Here is a 16,252-nt window from a genome sequence, read left to right on the forward strand (position 1 = left end):
ATGGCGATAATAGCTATGCTTGCTTTCTTCAATGCCAAAATCGCATGCCTGCGCGTTAGGGTCAGGACCTAATGCGCGCCATCAATCCCCGGTCAGGTCGCGGATCTTCGAAGCCAGCGTGTCAAGCGCGAAAGGCTTGGTCAGTACGTGCATCCCTGGATCGAGCTGGCCGTTGCCGACAACCGCGTTCTCGGCATAGCCGGTGATGAACAGCACCTTCAGTTCGGGCCGGTCTACCCGCGCAGCATCGGCAAGCTGGCGGCCGTTCATCCCTTTGGGCAGGCCGACATCGCTGATCAGCAAATCGACGCGCTCCCCCGACCGCAGGATATCCAGCCCCGCAGGACCGTCCGCCGCCTCCAGCACTTCATAGCCCAGTTCCCCCAGCACATCGGCAACCACCGCGCGCACCGCCGGTTCATCGTCTACCACCAGAACGCGGGAGCCATCCGCTGCCCCGTCCCTGCGGTGATCGGCGGCGCGCAAGTCGTCGGGGAGCACGGGCTGATCGGAACGCGGCAGGTAGAGGCACATTGTCGTGCCCTCGCCCACTTCCGAATAGATCCGCACCTGTCCGCCCGATTGCCGCGCAAACCCATAGATCATCGACAGGCCAAGCCCCGTCCCCTCGCCCAGCGGCTTGGTCGTGAAGAACGGATCGAACACGCGCTCGATGATGTCGGGTGCCATGCCGGTGCCGGTATCGGTTACGCAGAGCGAGACATACTGCCCCGGCGGCAATTCGCGCTCATGCGCTGCCTTTGTGTCAAGCCACTTGTTCGCCGTCTCGATGGTGATCCGCCCGCCATCGGGCATGGCGTCGCGCGCATTGATGCACAGATTGAGGATGGCATTCTCAAGCTGGTTGGGATCGACAAGCGTCGTCCACAGCCCTCCTGCGCCCACAATCTCCAGTTCGACCGTTGGCCCGACCGAGCGCCGCAGCAGATCGTCCAGCCCGGCAATCAACCGGTTGATGTCGGTTGGCCGGGGATCGAGCGTCTGCCGCCGCGAGAATGCAAGCAGCCGGTGAGTCAACGCAGTGGCCCGTTTGGTCGCCTGCTCGGCAATGCCGATATAGCGCCCGATTTCCGGCGCGCGGCCCTGCGCGATGCGTGTCTGCATCAGTTCGAGACTGCCCGAGATCGCCGCCAGCAGATTGTTGAAATCGTGCGCCAGCCCGCCCGTCAACTGGCCCACCGCTTCCATCTTCTGCGATTGGCGCAGTTGGTCCTCGGCGCGTTCGAGCGCTTCCTGCGCTTCCTGTTCGGCGGTGATATGGCGGCCGCTGGCATAGACCCGGTCGCCGTCCGCTGCTGCGACCCACGAGAACCAGCGATAGCTGCCGTCCTTGTGGCGCAACCGGCTCTTGTATTGCCGCAGCGGCCCCGCCCTCGCCGTGGCATAAGCCGCTTCGGTCGCGGCGCGTTCATCAGGATGGGCAAAGGTGGTATGGTCCTTGCCGACAATCTCGGACGGCAGCCAGCCAAGGATCGCGGTCCACGCCGGATTGACAGAGGCGAACCGCCCGTCAGGCCCGACAATGGAAAGGATATCCTGCGAATTCTGCCATGTCCGGTCGCGCTCGCGCGTGCGTTCCTCGACCTGCCGCTCGAGCGTCTCGGCCAGCGCCGCCAGCTCCATCTCGGCCTTGCGCCGCTTGATCGCGGCCTGCGTCCGGTCCGCCACTTCGCGCACAAAGGCGATGTCGTCATCGGGCCAGGCCCGCGCGTGGAGATGGTTGAGGTAGAGCAGCGCGACGAAGCCATCGGCCTCGACTATCGGCATGTTGATCACCGCGCGCGCATGGATTCCCTCAAGCGCTTCGGCATTGTCCTGAGTGCGCGGATCAAGCCGGGCATCGGCAATCGCCACCAGCCTGCCCTGCTTCAGATCCTCGATATAACTGCCGTAATCACGGAAGTGCAGCACGCCTGCCAGACTGTGCGTATCGGGCGTGAACCAGTCCCGCCGGATCGTGATCGTCTCGGCCACCGCGTCGATCTCGCCATAGCCCGCGCGGCTGACTTCCAGCGTTTCGCCCAGAATCTGCGCGGCGATGAACGACATTTCCTCAGGCCCGGTCATCAACCGCAGCCGGTCGCCCAGCAGCAGCAGCGCGTTGCGCCGCGCCTCTGTCCGGCGCTGATCGGTGATTTCCTGCGACACTCCCACAACCCGGCTCGCGCGGCCTTGCGGATCGTACTCGACACGCCCGGAGATGCGCAGCCAGTGCAGCGTATCATCGGGCCAGATGCAGCGATATTCGACGTTGTAATCGTCGCCATGCCGGATCGACTGCTCGGCCGCCGCCAGCATCTCCGCGCGGTCTTCGGGGTGAATGGTGGCAACCAGATCAGCTTGGGTAAACGGATCGTCCGGCCCCAGACCAAACTGCGCCTTGCACGTCTCCGAGGCCTCGAGACCTTGCGTGGGCACATTGAACGACCACGCGCCCAACCCGCCCGCGGCAATCGCCACGCGCAACCGCGATTCCCCTTCGCGGATCGCTTCGAGCCTGCTGCGCGCATCATATTGCCGCCGCCGCGCCCGCCGCGCCGCGCGGGCAAGGCTGAGCAGCGTGGTCGGGTGGAACGGCCGTTCGAGGAACGTGACGTTGCCCAGCGTTTCAAGCAGGCGCACCGCGCCGGGATTGCGCTCAAGCCCGCCGCCCCGCGCAGTCAGCACGATGAACGGCAGGTCCGACCATTCCTCCTGCGCTGCAAGCACCTCGGCCAGTTCGCGCAAGTCCGCCCCGCGCAAGGACTCCTCGGTAACAATGGCCATCCCGCTTCCACCGCGCAGCGCCTCGCAAAATGCAGGTAATCCCGGCACGATCAGGCTGTCGAACCCGCCTTCGGCCAGCATGCCCTGGGCAATGACCGCATCGCGTCCGCGCGGCACCAGAATGACGGCGCCTTGGTCAATCGTACGGTTCATCGCTGCTGGGCGACGTCGAGAAGGCCTTCGTCACCACCCACCAGCATCGGCACGCCGCGCAGCACGCCCTGAAAGGCGACCAGCGGCTCGCCCAGTGTGATGCCGTCAGGACTGATCATGAATTCGCGGATCGTGTCTTCGTGATGGCCGGTCCGCTTCTTGACCACCGAGATCGCCCGCCGCACCCGCCCGCGCGCCTCGAAATAGCGCAACAGGATGACCGTATCGGCCAGATAGGTCACATCCACCGGCGATTTCATGTCGCCCACCAGCCCGTGCTGCGCCACGGTCAGGAATGTCATCACCCCCTGCCGGTTCAGGTATTGCAGCAATTCGTGCATGTGCAGGATCAGCGCCTGCTCCTCGGGCATGGCTGCCTGATAGCCGTTGAGGCTGTCGATCACGACCGTCTGCACATCATGCTTTTCCACGCAGATCCGCACCCGCTCGGAAAATTCTCCCGGCGTCAGTTCGGCAGCATCGATCTGTTCAATAATCAGGTGCCCGCTGTCGACCATCGCCTGCAGGTCGATGCCCAGCCCTTTGGCCCGCCCGAACAGGAGGCCCAGTTCCTCGTCGAACACGAACATCGCTGCTCGCTCGCCGCGCCGGATGGCAGAGCGCACGAAGCTGAGCGCGAACAGCGACTTGCCGGTGCCCGCAGGCCCCAGGACAAGCGTGCTGGCCCCGCGCTCGAACCCGCCGCCGAGAAGGCCGTTGAGCGCGTCGTTGTCGATCGGCACCGATTCCCGCGCGAACGTGGCGCGATGCTCCGCCGAAACCAGCCGGGGAAAGGCGCGCACGCCGCCCGTATCGATCACGAAATCGTGGTAACCCCCGCGATAGCGCCGCCCGCGATACTTGAGCACGCGCATCCGCCGCCGTTCCGACCCGTAAGTTGGCGACAGTTCCTCCAGCCGGATCACTGCGTGCGCCACGCTGTGCACCGTCTTGTCGAGCGCGTCCGCGGTCAGATCGTCGAGCATCAGCACAGTCGCGTCATGCCGCGAGAAGTAGTGCTTGAGCGACAGGATCTGACGGCGATAGCGCAGCGAGCTTTGCGCCAGCAGGCGAATTTCGGAAAGACTGTCGAGCACGATCCGCGTCGGCTTGACGGCCTCGAACGCCTCGAAGATGCGCTTGGTCGTCTCGCCCAGCTCAAGGTCCGACGAATAAAGCAGGCTCTGCTGCTGGTCCTCGTCGAGCAGGCTTTCGGGCGGCACCAGTTCAAACACTTCCAACGCTTCGGGAAAGTCCCAGCCGTGGGAAATGGCTCCTGCGCGCAGCTCCTCTTCAGTCTCTGAAAGGGTGATGTAGAGCACCCGCTCCCCAGCGCGCGCGCCCTCCATCAGGAACTGCGTGGCGATCGTGGTCTTGCCTGTGCCGGGACTGCCTTCAAGCAGGAACAACCGCCCGTGCGCGAGGCCGCCCGCAAGGATTTCGTCCAGCCCTGCGACGCCTGTTGCGCAGTTATCCATGCAGTCTCCGATCACGTTGCTCACGTTCCAAAAAGCCGCACCCACACGGCGGCCCCACGTTTTCAACGCGCAATCGGCGCTTTCGATCCTGCCGCTCAGCCGGGCTTTCTGTGAAGCATCGCCGAGCGCAGGCAGCGGCAGACGACCTCATCGCGCTGGTTGATCAATTCGTGCGCGAAGACCACGATCCCTGCCCCGGGCCGCGATTTGGAAGCCTTCAGTTCCACCACCTCGCTCGTCGCGCGCATGGTATCGCCGATGAATACAGGCGCAGGCATGACCAGCTTGTCATAGCCCAGATTGGCCACCAGCGTGCCCAGCGTGGTGTCCCCCACTGAAAGCCCGACCATCAGCGCGAAGGTGAACGTCCCGTTGACCAGGATCTGCCCGAACTCGCTCGCCTTCGCCGCCTCGGCATCGATATGCAGCGGCTGCGGATTGTGCGTCATCACCGAAAACAGCAGGTTGTCGGTTTCGGTCACCGTGCGGCGGATCTCGTGCGCGATCCGGTCACCCACGGTCCATTCATCGAAATAGCGCCCGGCCATACTGCACTCCCAAAGTTCCGTTCGTGTCGAACGGAACTGGATTATTCCGCCTTCTCGACCCGCACCAGCAGCGCATCGACCTGCACTTGCGCGCCCGCACTGACATTCAGTTCCGCCACCACGCCATCAAACGGCGCGACGAGCGAATGCTCCATCTTCATCGCCTCAAGCGTCAGCAGCTTCTGCCCCTTGGTCACCGCCTGCCCCGCCGCAACCTCGACCGCAATGACCTTGCCCGGCATGGGCGAGAGGATCGCGCCGTCGGAGGCCGCACCACCGGCAGCGCCGTCGGTGCGTGCCGCTACAAAGAACCAAGTAGCGCCCATATAGGTTGCTAACACACCACTCCCATCATCGCGTACAAGCGCACGTTCTTGTTCATCATACGCGACTACTGCATCCAGCTCTCCAGCGTAATGCTGCCCCCGATCGCTCATCTGGACGACGTTGGCCCTTTTCGCGTTCAACCGGAACCCAGACGCCGCCAAATCATAACGGCCTGATTTCGCAGCCAAACGCTGTGCTGCAAGATCACACAACCATCGCGGCGGCTCAACGTCGTCGGCGGTGTCTTCAAGGTGTCGTGCAATGAAGCCGGTATCAATCCGCCCGCGAACGAAGTCCGGCATCACTGCCAAAGAACCAACAAAACTAGCATTGGTCTTCATCGGCCAAACCTGCGTGTCCCAAGCCATCTTGGAAAGGCCGGAGATGGCTTCTGCTCGAGTTTCGGCATGGCAGATCAGCTTGGCTACCATAGGGTCGTACCACGGCGAGATTGCGTCGCCCTGCGCGACTCCGGTCTCAATGCGCAGACGAACATCAGGTGCCCACTCCATCGGAGCGGTCCCGCCTTCATGGAGCCAGCGGGTCGGGCGTGAAGTTGCCGGAATGGCGAACCGTTCGAGTGTTCCAGTCACCGGCAAAAACCCCCGCGCCGGGTCTTCCGCATAGAGCCGCGCTTCCATCGCCCAGCCATTGATCGAAAGCTCGTCCTGCCGCTTGGGCAGCGGTTCGCCCGATGCCACGCGCAATTGCCATTCGACCAGATCGACCCCGGTGATCGCCTCGGTCACCGGATGCTCCACCTGCAGCCGCGTGTTCATTTCCATGAACCAGATGCGGTCGGCGGAAAGCGCGCCCGAGCCATCGGCGATGAACTCGATCGTGCCCGCGCCTTCATAGTCCACCGCCTTGGCCGCACGCACCGCCGCCGCGCAGATCGCCTCGCGCGTCGCCGCGTCCATCCCCGGCGCGGGCGCTTCCTCGATCACTTTCTGGTGGCGGCGCTGGAGCGAGCAATCGCGCTCGAACAGATGCACCACGTTGCCGTGGCTATCGCCGAACACCTGCACCTCGATGTGCCGGGGCGAGAGGATGTATTTCTCGATCAGCACATGCGGATTGCCGAACGAAGCAGACGCCTCGCGCTGGCACGAGGCGAGCGCACCTGCAAAATCCTCCGCGCGTTCAACCAGCCGCATCCCCTTGCCGCCGCCGCCCGCCACGGCCTTGATCAGCACCGGATAGCCGATCTTCGCCGCTTCCTGCGCCAGAAACGCGGGCTCCTGCGCCTCGCCCATATACCCCGGCGTCACCGGCACGCCCGCCGCAATCATTCGCGCCTTGGCCGCATCCTTCAGCCCCATCGCGGTGATCGAGGCAGGCTTCGGCCCCACCCAGACCAACCCCGCATCGATCACGCTCTGCGCAAATTCCGCGTTCTCGGACAGGAACCCATAGCCCGGATGAATCGCCTCGGCCCCGGTGGCACGCGCAGCGGCAAGGATCTTCTCCCCCACCAGATAGCTCTCACGCGCCGGGCTTGGGCCAATGTGCACCGCCTCATCGGCTTGGCGCACATGCAGCGCACCCGCATCGGCATCGGAATAGACCGCAATTGTGTGGATACCCATTGCCCTCGCCGTGCGGATCACACGGCAGGCAATCTCGCCACGATTGGCGATAAGCAGGGATTTGATCAATGACGTTCCTCAATTCTTTTGGCTTTCCGAACGCGAAATATTGCGTTTTGCCGCTTATTCACGAACTTGGCAGTGCCCATAGAGATCATATTTATCTCCGCAATTTGCCACAATGCGAATACTAGCGTCGAAAATATGCCCGCAATCATCATGGAGTCCAGTATTTCATGGACTGATATTACATATCTAAAAACACCAATTGTCATTAAATGGCTGTGATCATCCAACTCGTAAGTTACCACGAGAAAAGATATTACGCATATTGATATAAGAACTCTGGAAAATTTTAGCCATGTTACAGCTATAAAATAAGAATCATCTATAGCGGATAATCTTATAGCCTTAATCATAGCGAACTTGTAATTTACAAAAGGGTGGCGAAATATCCTTAGTTCTCGCCCAATTTTGCCGTATATTTTATCATAAATTTCAATTAATGATATGAAACAGATAATTAATGCGAATAAGCTAACACTAAAGTGAAGAAATACAGGTGTAATGCTTTCTTTTATTTTATATGCAAAAGCAGATATAGCCCAAATTGCACCTATCAAAGCAATAAATCTCGATAACGCTTTGATAAATCTATTATCTTCGAAGGCTCGGATAAATAACCCACCAAATCTAGCAAGAAACTCCATATGATCCTCACATCCTAAATATCCCAAAGCTAGGATACTGCAGGATCGGCGCCTCAAGGCAAGCCTCAAGCGCCAGCCCCAGCACGTCGCGCGTCTGCACCGGGTCGATTACCCCATCATCCCACAGCCGCGCGGTGGCGTAATAGGGGTTGCCTTCGTCTTCGTATTTCTGACGGATCGGCGCCTTGAACGCTTCGGCCTGTTCCGGCGTCCACGTATCCGCATCACGGTGCACCGTCGCCAGCACGGAAGCCGCCTGTTCGCCGCCCATCACGCTGATCCGCGCGTTGGGCCAGGTAAACAGGAAGCGCGGGGAATAGGCGCGGCCGCACATGCCGTAATTGCCTGCACCGAAGCTGCCGCCGATCAGCACGGTGATCTTGGGCACGTTGGCAGTCGCCACCGCCGTCACCAGCTTCGCGCCGTGCTTGGCGATGCCCTCGGCCTCGTACTTGCCGCCGACCATGAAGCCGCTGATGTTCTGCAGGAACAGCAGCGGAATGCGGCGCTGGCAGGCCAGTTCGATGAAATGCGCGCCCTTCTGCGCGCTTTCGGAAAACAGCACGCCGTTGTTGGCAAGGATCGCCACCGGAAGCCCGTGAATATGCGCAAAGCCGCAGACCAGCGTGGTGCCGTAAAGCGCCTTGAACTCCTGAAACTCCGATCCATCGACGATCCGCGCGATCACCTCATGCACGTCATAAGGCGCGCGGACGTCGGCAGGGATGATCGAATAAAGGTCTTCGGCGCGATACTTCGGCTGCACGCTCGCCTGCCGCACAATCCCTGCGCCGCCTGCTGGCCCGATGTGCGACACGATATCGCGCACAATCGTCAGCGCGTGTTCGTCGTTGTCGGCCAGATGATCAACCACGCCCGACTTGCGCGCGTGCAGGTCGCCCCCGCCCAAGTCCTCGGCGCTGATTTCCTCGCCCGTCGCGGCTTTCACCAGCGGCGGCCCGGCAAGGAAGATCGTGCCCTGCCCTTTCACGATCACGCTTTCATCGCTCATCGCCGGGACATAGGCCCCGCCTGCGGTGCAGCTGCCCATCACGCTGGCGATCTGCGGAATGCCGCGCGCGCTCATGTTTGCCTGATTGTAGAAGAACCGCCCGAAGTGATCGCGGTCCGGGAACACCTCCGCCTGATTGGGCAGGTTCGCGCCGCCGCTGTCCACCAGATAGATGCACGGGAGATGGTTCTCCAGCGCGATTTCCTGCGCCCGCAGATGCTTCTTCACGGTCATCGGGAAATAGGTCCCGCCCTTGACCGTGGCATCGTTGGCAAAGATCATGCAGGTGCGGCCCGAAACCCGGCCCACCCCGGCGATGATCCCCGCGCCCGGCACTTCATCACCATACATGCCATTCGCCGCCAGCTGCCCCACTTCAAGGAAAGGCGCGCCCGGATCGAGCAGGCGCTCCACCCGGTCACGCGGCAGCAGCTTGCCGCGCGAGACATGGCGCGCGCGGGATTTCTCGTCGCCCCCCAGTGCCGCCCTGGCCACGCGGGCGCGCAGCTCTTCGGCCAGCGCGCGATTGTGCGCGGCGCGGGCCTGCGCCTCGGGGCTGGCGATGTCGATATTGGTGGTGAGGACAGGTGCGCTCATCACGGGGACTCCTTGCGGACGAGATAACGGTAGACGCCCACGGCGTTGATCAGCAGCAGGATAATATTCTGTACCCCGATCCCCGAAGCGTCGGGCTGAAGGAACCCCCAGGCGATCAGGCTGAGCGACGACGTGACGAACAACACGAAAGCCCAACCGGTGATCCGCCGCCCCAGATCGAGCGCCACCAGCGCCGCCGCGATGACGCCCGCTGCGGCACCGTACCATTGCAGAACCGTAATCAGCGTATCCATCACTTCATCCTCTGCCGTTTGCACGGGGCCGGCGCAGCCTCAATCACGGGGCAGTTCCCTGATTTCGACCGTGCCGCCCGCTTCGTACAAAGGATTTCCGGCCAGAAAGGTTTCAGCTTCGGCAAGGTCTGCCACCTGCAACCGGATGAAGCCGGTCAATGGCGAAAGGTCGCTCGCGCCCTGCCCGCCCTTGCGGAAGCGCTGGCCGCCGCCAATCGAACTGCCGCCTTCGAACGCGTCCGATGCGTGCAATCGCGCGAAATAGGCATCCCACGCGCTCTCATCCTCGGCAGCGGTGGCATCGCCATGCATCAGCAGAATGAAGTCTGCCATCAGTTGGCGCCGATCAATTCGCGCCCGATCAGCATCCGCCGGATTTCATTGGTGCCCGCGCCGATGTCGAGCAGCTTGGCGTCGCGCAGGAAGCGTTCCACCGGCCAGTCCCTGGTATAGCCCGCGCCGCCCAGCGCCTGCACCGCCTCGCCCGCCGCACGGAAGGCGTTTTCGCTGGCCAGCAGGATCGCGCCTGCCGCATCGAAGCGCGTTGTCTGCCCGGCATCGCAGGCGCGCGCCACGGCGTAAACATAAGCCCGGGCAGACTGCATCGCCACGTACATGTCCGCCACCTTTGCCTGCATCAGCTGGAACGCGCCGATGGGTTTGCCGAACTGCTTGCGCTCACGCAGGTAGGGTATGACCACATCGAGGCAGGCCTGCATGATGCCGATCTGGATGCCCGAAAGCACCACGCGCTCGTAGTCCAGCCCGCTCATCAGCACGCCCACGCCGCCGCCCACCGGCCCCATCACGTTCTCTTCGGGCACGAAGCAGTCATCGAACACCAGCTCTGCCGTGGGCGATCCGCGCATCCCCATCTTGTCGATCTTCTGGCCGATGGAAAACCCGGCGAAGTCCTTCTCGATCAGGAACGCGGTAATCCCCCGGCTCGCCGCCTCGGGCGATGTCTTGGCATAGACGACCAGCGTATCGGCATAGGCCGCATTGGTAATCCAGAACTTGGTGCCGTTCAGCCGGTAGCCGCCCGCCACGGGTTCGGCTTTCAACTTCATCGAAACAACGTCCGATCCGGCTCCCGTTTCCGACATCGCCAGACTGCCGACATGCTCGCCCGAAATCAGCTTGGGCAGATACTTCGCCTTCTGCTCATCGCTGCCCCAGCGGCTGATCTGGTTGACGCACAAGTTGGAATGCGCGCCATACGAAAGCCCGATGGAAGCAGAGGCGCGGCTCACTTCCTCCACCGCGATCACATGGTCGAGATAGCCCAGCCCCAGCCCACCCCATTGCTCGGGCACGGTCATGCCGTGGAGGCCAAGCTCGCCCATCGCGGGCCACAGTTCCGCGCGGGGGAACCAGTCGTCCGCATCCACCCGCGCGGCCAGCGGCGCGATTCTCTCGTCGGCAAAGCGGGCGACGGTTTCGCGGATCATCATCGCGCTCTCGGTCAGGCCGAAATCGAAATCGGGGGTAGCTCGCATCGGGTCGGTGCCTCTCCAAAGGTCGGCGCAAGGCTACCCTCATCCGGCCCACAAGAAAACGTGGACTTGTGCGATGAAGTGAATAGATAAAAGCTATGATGGACCGACTTTCACTGCGCTATTTCATAGCCATCGTCGACAGCGGCAATTTCTCGCGCGCCGCCGAACTATGCCGCGTGGCCCAGCCCACGGTTTCCGCCGCTATCGCCAGGCTGGAAGCCGAAGTCGGCCAGCCACTGTTCCTGCGCAGCAATCGCCGCGTCGAAGTGACCGAGGCAGGCGCGCGGCTGCTGCCCTATGCTCGCCGCATCGAACACGAATTCGAGGAAGCCCGCCGCGCGATCAGCGAGGACGCCCACACGCTGCATATCCGCCTTGGCGTGGCTACCACGATCCCGGTGCAGACGATCACGCGGATCGCCGCCGCCGCGCTTGCCAATCCCGCTATCCGTCTTGAACTGATCGAGCGCCGCCCCGGCGAACTGCTATCCCTGTTTGACCGGGGCCGGGTCGATCTCGTGCTCGGCCCGCTTGACGGCACGGCGGGACGGCGCACCACCGAATTGCTGCGCGAACCTTATGTCCTCGTCATGTCCGAGCGCCACCGCCTCGCCAGCGCCGCATCGATCACGTGTGAGGATCTCGCCGGCGAGCCCATGCTTGCGCGCCGCCATTGCGAAGTGCTGCACCGGGTCAGCCAGTTTTTCACCGCGCGCGGTATTCGCCCGTTCTTCCCGGTCAAAAGCCTGCACGAAGAGCGCGTCGCTGCCTACGTGGTGGCCGGGCTGGGCGTCACCGTCATGCCCGAAAGCCTGATGACGCCGGGCATGGTCGCGGTCCCGCTCGAAGCCTTCGACCTTGTCCGCACGGTGGGCGTGGTGACCGATTCCGGCGCGGACAGCCCGGTGGTGACATCGGGCATTCTCGATCATATCGCCGCAGCCTTCGAAACCTGAAGCCGGTCTGGTCAAGCGCGCCGCCCCGCGCCATACCTTGCGCCGATGGAAAGCGATCACGCCACCCTGACCGACTGGACCGGCCGGACCGAAGAAGCAGAGGACATCGTCAGCGCGGGTGCGGTAAAGGCGCTCGTCGCCACGCTGTCCTCGCAGGAAATCGCGCCCCAGTCCGGCGATGCTGCACCGCTGCTCTCGCACTGGCTGCATTTCCTGCCCTCCGTCCCGCAAAGCAACCTCGGCGCAGATGGACACCCGGCGCGCGGCGCGTTCCTGCCGCCGGTCACCCTTCCCCGCCGGATGTGGGCATCCAGCGCGCTGCAGTTTGTGCGTCCATTGCTGATCGGCAGCCCGGTCACCCGCCGTTCGACCATCGCCAGCGTGACTGAAAGGACCGGGCGTAGCGGCAGCCTCGTCTTCGTCGAAGTCGATCACGTCGTCTCTGATGCCGAAGGCCCTGTCGTGAGCGAGCGCCAGACCATCGTCTACCGCAGCGCCCCCACCCCCGGCGCGCCCAGCCCCGCTCCGGTGCCCGCACCGCAAAGCTCGCAATGGTCGCGCCGCATAGACCCCGATCCGGTCCTGCTGTTCCGCTATTCGGCGCTGACCTTCAACGGCCACCGCATCCACTACGATCAGCCCTATGCCACAGGCGTCGAAGGTTATCCCGGCCTCGTCGTCCACGGCCCGCTGATCGCCACGCTGCTGCTGCACGAACTGACAGCGCGCCACCCCGGCCTCAGCGTGACCGGCTACCGCTTCCGCGCGGTCAGCCCGCTGTTCGATACCGCACCGTTCCACATCTGCGGCGCGCTCGAGGCAGACGGCACCGCGCGCCTTTTCGCGACGAACGAGAGCGGCGCGCTGTGCATGGACGCCGCCGCCACTTTTTCCTGACGAGGCCCACGACCGATGCCCCTGCCCGCCACGACCGACGCCTATCAGGACATCCGCGAGGCGATGCGCGCGCTCTGCGCCCAGTTTCCGGGGGAGTACCACCGCCGCATCGATGCCGAGCGCGGCTACCCCGAGGAATTCGTCGATGCGCTGACCCGCGCCGGATGGCTCGCCGCGATGATCCCGGTCGAATATGGCGGCTCGGGCCTCGGCCTTGCCGAAGCCTCGGTGATCATGGAGGAAATCAACCGCTCGGGCGGCAATGCGGGCGCATGCCACGGCCAGATGTACAATATGGGCACGCTGCTGCGCCATGGCTCTGCCGAACAGAAGCGCACCTACCTGCCGCGCATCGCCTCGGGCGAACTGCGCCTGCAGTCGATGGCGGTGACCGAGCCTGCCACCGGCACCGACACCACCAGTCTCAAGACCCGCGCGGTGCGCCACGCGGATCACTACCGGGTCACCGGCCAGAAAGTCTGGATCAGCCGCATCCAGCATTCGGATCTGATGATCCTGCTCGCGCGCACCACCCCGCTCGATCAGGTGGCCAGGCGCTCGGACGGCATGTCGATATTCATCGTCGATTTGCACGAGGCGCTGGGCAACGGCATGGAGATCCGCCCCATCGCCAACATGGTCAATCACGAGACCAACGAAGTGTTCTTCGACGAGTTGCGCATTCCGGCAGAAAACCTGATCGGCGAGGAAGGGCGCGGCTTCAAGTATATCCTCGATGGCCTCAACGCCGAACGCACGCTGATCGCCGCCGAATGCATCGGCGATGGCTATTGGTTCATTGATCGCGCCAGCCGCTACGCCAGCGAGCGCGAGGTGTTCGGGCGGCCCATCGGCCAGAACCAGGGCGTGCAATTTCCCATCGCCGAAAGCTATGCCGAGATCTGCGCCGCCGACCTGATGCGGTTCCGCGCCTGCGCCCTGTTCGATGCGCACCAGCCCTGCGGCGCCGAGGCCAACATGGCCAAGTACCTTGCCGCCAAGGCCAGCTGGGAAGCTGCCAATGCCGCGATCCAGACTTTCGGCGGCTTCGGCTTCGCGCACGAATATGATGTCGAGCGCAAGTTCCGCGAAACGCGGCTCTATCAGGTCGCCCCGGTCAGCACGAACCTGATCCTGTCCTACATCGCCGAACACGTGCTCGGCATGCCAAGGTCATTCTAGGTCCTGACCCTAATCTGCCGTCCAGCCGCCATCGACGACAAGGCTGGTCCCGGTCACCAGCGCCGAAGCCTCCGACGCGAGGAACACCACCGCGCCCATCAGGTCTTCGACCTTGCCCAGACGCCCGAGCTTGATCTTGGCCAGCACGCTCGCCTTGAACGCGGCGTCCTCGAAGAACGGCCTGGTCATCGGCGTCTCGATGAAAGTCGGCGCGATGGTGTTGCTGCGGATGCCGCGGCCTGCAAGATCGAGCGCAAAGGCCTTGTTCATGCCTTCCAGCGCCCATTTGCTCGCGCAATAGAGCGAGCGGTTCGGCCCGCCGACATGGCCCATCTGGCTGCCGATATGGATCATGCTGCCGGGCTCCCCCGCTGCGATCAGCCGCTGCGCAAAGGCCTGCGCCACGAAGAACGCGGCTTTCACGTTAAGGTCCAGCACCGCATCATAGTCGGCCTCGCTGACCTCCCACATCGGCTTGGGGCGATTGGTGCCCGCGTTGTTGACCAGCACATGAAATGCAGGCCGCGCCGCGAAGAATGCACCCACGGCGGCGATGTCGGACACGTCCAGCACCGCCGCTTGCGCATCGCCCCCCGCAGCGCGAATTGCAGCCGCCGCCTCGTCGATCTCGGCTTTTGACCGCGCCGCCAGCGTCACCGCCGCGCCCGCCTGCGCCAGCGCCGCCGCCATGGCCAGGCCAATGCCCCGCCCCGCCCCGGTCACCAGCGCGCGCTTGCCCTCCAGCCGGAAGCTCGGCGTCTGCGGCAGTGCATCCGCCACGGCTTAAGCGACCGTCTCAGGCGTGGGAGCCGCCGCGCCCGCATAGGGCACATTGCGCCCGCCATAGCGCCGCACGCGCACGTTCGCCTGCTCGCCATGCCCGGCAAAGCCTTCCAGCGCGCACAAACGGCTGCAATATTCGCCGATCATCGCCGAGGCCGCATCGGTGGTCACGCGCTGATAGGTGCAGGTCTTGATGAACTTGCCGACCCACAAGCCGCCGGTAAACCGTGCCGCCTTCTTCGTCGGCAAAGTATGATTGGTGCCGATCACCTTGTCGCCGAACGAAACATTGGTCCGCGCCCCAAGGAACAGCGCGCCATAGTTGGTCATGCGCTTCAGGAAGTAATCGGGATCGGCGGTCATCACCTGTACATGCTCCGAAGCGATTTCGTCGGCGATGCGTACCATCTCTGCGGCGTCCTCCGCCACGATAACCTCGCCGTAGGTTTCCCACGCCTTGCGCGCGATGTCGGCGGTCGGCAGGATTTGCAGCAGGCGCTCGATCTCGCGCATCGTCTCATGCGCCAGCGCTTCGGATGTGGTCAGCAGGATCGCCGGGCTGTCCGGGCCATGTTCGGCCTGACCCAGCAGATCGGTCGCGCACAGTTCGCCATCCGCGCCGATTTCGTCGGCGATCACCAACGTCTCGGTCGGCCCGGCGAACAGATCGATACCCACGCGCCCGAACAACTGGCGCTTGGCCTCGGCCACAAATGCGTTGCCCGGCCCGACCAGCATGTCCACCGCCGCCATCGACTGCGTGCCCAGCGCCATCGCGCCCACCGCCTGAATGCCGCCCAGCACGTAGATGTCGTCCGCACCTGCCATGGCCTGCGCCGCGACGATCGCGGGCGCGGCCTTGCCACCAAACGGCGGCGCACAAGTGACCACGCGCGGCACGCCCGCCACCTTGGCCGTAATCACGCTCATGTGCGCAGAGGCGAGCAGCGGATACTTGCCGCCCGGAACATAGCAGCCCGCCGCGTTCACCGGCAGGTGGCGGTGCCCCAGCACCACACCCGGCAGCGTCTCCACTTCCACATCGGTCATGCTCGCGCGCTGGATCTGCGCGAAATTGCGGACCTGCGTCTGCGCGAATTCGATGTCTTTCAGATCCTGCCCGGTCAGCTGGTCGATGCAGTCCTGAATCTCGGCGGCGCTCAACCGGTAGTCCTCGCGGTCCCAGCCATCGAACTTCACCGACAGTTCGCGCACCGCCGCATCGCCGCGCGCGTCGATATCGGCCAGCGTCGCCTCCACGACATCGCGCACCTTGCGGTCGAGTTCCGCCTTCGCCGCCGCCGTCGATCCCCGCTTGAGCCACACTGCCATCGAACTGCTCCCATACCTTTGCGGGCAGGCCTCTGCGCCGCCCTCACCCCGCCCCGATAGCGCTGTTGCACGCGCATTGCAACCGCGTGCATCATATTGCAATTCGTTGCACAGACCTTGCAACCCTCCGCGCGCCAATGCTAGCTGC

14 protein-coding genes are annotated in these 16,252 nt (G+C 63.7%); 3 read left to right on the plus strand and 11 right to left on the minus strand.

Annotated elements, in window-relative coordinates; all coding sequences use genetic code 11:
• Positions 1-81: 81 nt before the first annotated feature.
• The 9 genes from RM192_RS18240 to RM192_RS18280 all read right to left on the minus strand — a co-directional run bounded on the left by RM192_RS18240 (position 82) and on the right by RM192_RS18280 (position 10,954).
• A complete protein-coding gene (locus RM192_RS18240; protein ID WP_311509080.1) occupies positions 82-2,940 on the minus strand; it encodes a PAS domain-containing protein in 2,859 nt (952 codons plus the stop codon).
• Positions 2,937-4,418 (minus strand): ATPase domain-containing protein, encoded by a 1,482-nt coding sequence (locus tag RM192_RS18245; protein WP_311509081.1) that lies wholly within the window; start codon positions 4,416-4,418, stop codon positions 2,937-2,939. Before RM192_RS18245 ends, RM192_RS18240 begins: the two co-directional genes overlap by 4 nt.
• A gap of 95 nt (positions 4,419-4,513) precedes the next feature.
• On the minus strand, positions 4,514-4,966 hold the full coding sequence (locus tag RM192_RS18250; RefSeq protein ID WP_311509082.1) for a MaoC family dehydratase: 453 nt from the start codon (positions 4,964-4,966) through the stop codon (positions 4,514-4,516).
• 41 nt (positions 4,967-5,007) lie between these two features.
• Complete coding sequence (locus tag RM192_RS18255; protein ID WP_311509083.1) at positions 5,008-6,951, minus strand: biotin carboxylase N-terminal domain-containing protein; 1,944 nt, start codon at positions 6,949-6,951, stop codon at positions 5,008-5,010.
• Complete coding sequence (locus RM192_RS18260) at positions 6,948-7,592, minus strand: hypothetical protein (protein ID WP_311509084.1); 645 nt, start codon at positions 7,590-7,592, stop codon at positions 6,948-6,950. Before RM192_RS18260 ends, RM192_RS18255 begins: the two co-directional genes overlap by 4 nt.
• Before the next feature lie 7 nt (positions 7,593-7,599).
• Positions 7,600-9,201, minus strand: coding sequence for a carboxyl transferase domain-containing protein (locus RM192_RS18265; RefSeq protein WP_311509085.1), 1,602 nt, complete (start codon positions 9,199-9,201; stop codon positions 7,600-7,602).
• Entirely contained in the window at positions 9,201-9,455 is a 255-nt protein-coding gene (locus RM192_RS18270; RefSeq protein WP_409233841.1) for a hypothetical protein, read from the minus strand. Before RM192_RS18270 ends, RM192_RS18265 begins: the two co-directional genes overlap by 1 nt.
• A gap of 39 nt (positions 9,456-9,494) precedes the next feature.
• Positions 9,495-9,788: a YciI family protein gene (locus RM192_RS18275; RefSeq protein ID WP_311509086.1), complete on the minus strand. Its 294-nt coding sequence runs from the start codon at positions 9,786-9,788 to the stop codon at positions 9,495-9,497.
• Positions 9,788-10,954: an acyl-CoA dehydrogenase family protein gene (locus RM192_RS18280; protein ID WP_311509087.1), complete on the minus strand. Its 1,167-nt coding sequence runs from the start codon at positions 10,952-10,954 to the stop codon at positions 9,788-9,790. Before RM192_RS18280 ends, RM192_RS18275 begins: the two co-directional genes overlap by 1 nt.
• A gap of 98 nt (positions 10,955-11,052) precedes the next feature.
• Between RM192_RS18280 and RM192_RS18285 the strand changes: the two genes are divergently transcribed.
• Genes RM192_RS18285 through RM192_RS18295 form a run of 3 tightly spaced genes read left to right on the plus strand, consistent with a single transcriptional unit; the run spans position 11,053 to position 13,989 of the window.
• Positions 11,053-11,910, plus strand: coding sequence for a LysR family transcriptional regulator (locus RM192_RS18285; RefSeq protein ID WP_311509088.1), 858 nt, complete (start codon positions 11,053-11,055; stop codon positions 11,908-11,910).
• Positions 11,911-11,955: 45 nt separating this feature from the next.
• Complete coding sequence (locus RM192_RS18290; RefSeq protein ID WP_311509090.1) at positions 11,956-12,807, plus strand: MaoC family dehydratase N-terminal domain-containing protein; 852 nt, start codon at positions 11,956-11,958, stop codon at positions 12,805-12,807.
• Positions 12,808-12,822: 15 nt separating this feature from the next.
• Complete coding sequence (locus RM192_RS18295) at positions 12,823-13,989, plus strand: acyl-CoA dehydrogenase family protein (RefSeq protein WP_311509091.1); 1,167 nt, start codon at positions 12,823-12,825, stop codon at positions 13,987-13,989.
• Positions 13,990-13,998: 9 nt separating this feature from the next.
• Here the strand turns inward: RM192_RS18295 and RM192_RS18300 are convergent, their stop codons facing one another.
• Both RM192_RS18300 and hisD read right to left on the minus strand, forming a co-directional pair.
• Positions 13,999-14,769 carry an SDR family oxidoreductase gene (locus RM192_RS18300; protein ID WP_311509092.1) on the minus strand — a complete coding sequence of 257 codons (771 nt, stop codon included), beginning with the start codon at positions 14,767-14,769 and terminating at the stop codon, positions 13,999-14,001.
• 3 nt (positions 14,770-14,772) lie between these two features.
• Positions 14,773-16,104, minus strand: coding sequence for a histidinol dehydrogenase (hisD, locus tag RM192_RS18305; RefSeq protein ID WP_311509093.1), 1,332 nt, complete (start codon positions 16,102-16,104; stop codon positions 14,773-14,775).
• Positions 16,105-16,252 lie beyond the last annotated feature (148 nt).

The organism is Novosphingobium sp. MMS21-SN21R (genome assembly GCF_031846015.1).
Lineage (GTDB): Bacteria > Pseudomonadota > Alphaproteobacteria > Sphingomonadales > Sphingomonadaceae > Novosphingobium.

Bases quoted from the DNA above. Each gene is read 5' to 3' on its own strand.
- RM192_RS18240 (WP_311509080.1), bottom strand. From the start codon at position 2,940: ATGAACCGTACGATTGACCAAGGCGCCGTCATTCTGGTGCCGCGCGGA.
- RM192_RS18245 (WP_311509081.1), bottom strand. From the start codon at position 4,418: ATGGATAACTGCGCAACAGGCGTCGCAGGGCTGGACGAAATCCTTGCG.
- RM192_RS18250 (WP_311509082.1), bottom strand. From the start codon at position 4,966: ATGGCCGGGCGCTATTTCGATGAATGGACCGTGGGTGACCGGATCGCG.
- RM192_RS18260 (WP_311509084.1), bottom strand. From the start codon at position 7,592: ATGGAGTTTCTTGCTAGATTTGGTGGGTTATTTATCCGAGCCTTCGAA.
- RM192_RS18265 (WP_311509085.1), bottom strand. From the start codon at position 9,201: ATGAGCGCACCTGTCCTCACCACCAATATCGACATCGCCAGCCCCGAG.
- RM192_RS18270 (WP_409233841.1), bottom strand. From the start codon at position 9,455: ATGGATACGCTGATTACGGTTCTGCAATGGTACGGTGCCGCAGCGGGC.
- RM192_RS18275 (WP_311509086.1), bottom strand. From the start codon at position 9,788: ATGGCAGACTTCATTCTGCTGATGCATGGCGATGCCACCGCTGCCGAG.
- RM192_RS18280 (WP_311509087.1), bottom strand. From the start codon at position 10,954: ATGCGAGCTACCCCCGATTTCGATTTCGGCCTGACCGAGAGCGCGATG.
- RM192_RS18285 (WP_311509088.1), top strand. From the start codon at position 11,053: ATGGACCGACTTTCACTGCGCTATTTCATAGCCATCGTCGACAGCGGC.
- RM192_RS18290 (WP_311509090.1), top strand. From the start codon at position 11,956: ATGGAAAGCGATCACGCCACCCTGACCGACTGGACCGGCCGGACCGAA.
- RM192_RS18295 (WP_311509091.1), top strand. From the start codon at position 12,823: ATGCCCCTGCCCGCCACGACCGACGCCTATCAGGACATCCGCGAGGCG.
- hisD (WP_311509093.1), bottom strand. From the start codon at position 16,104: ATGGCAGTGTGGCTCAAGCGGGGATCGACGGCGGCGGCGAAGGCGGAA.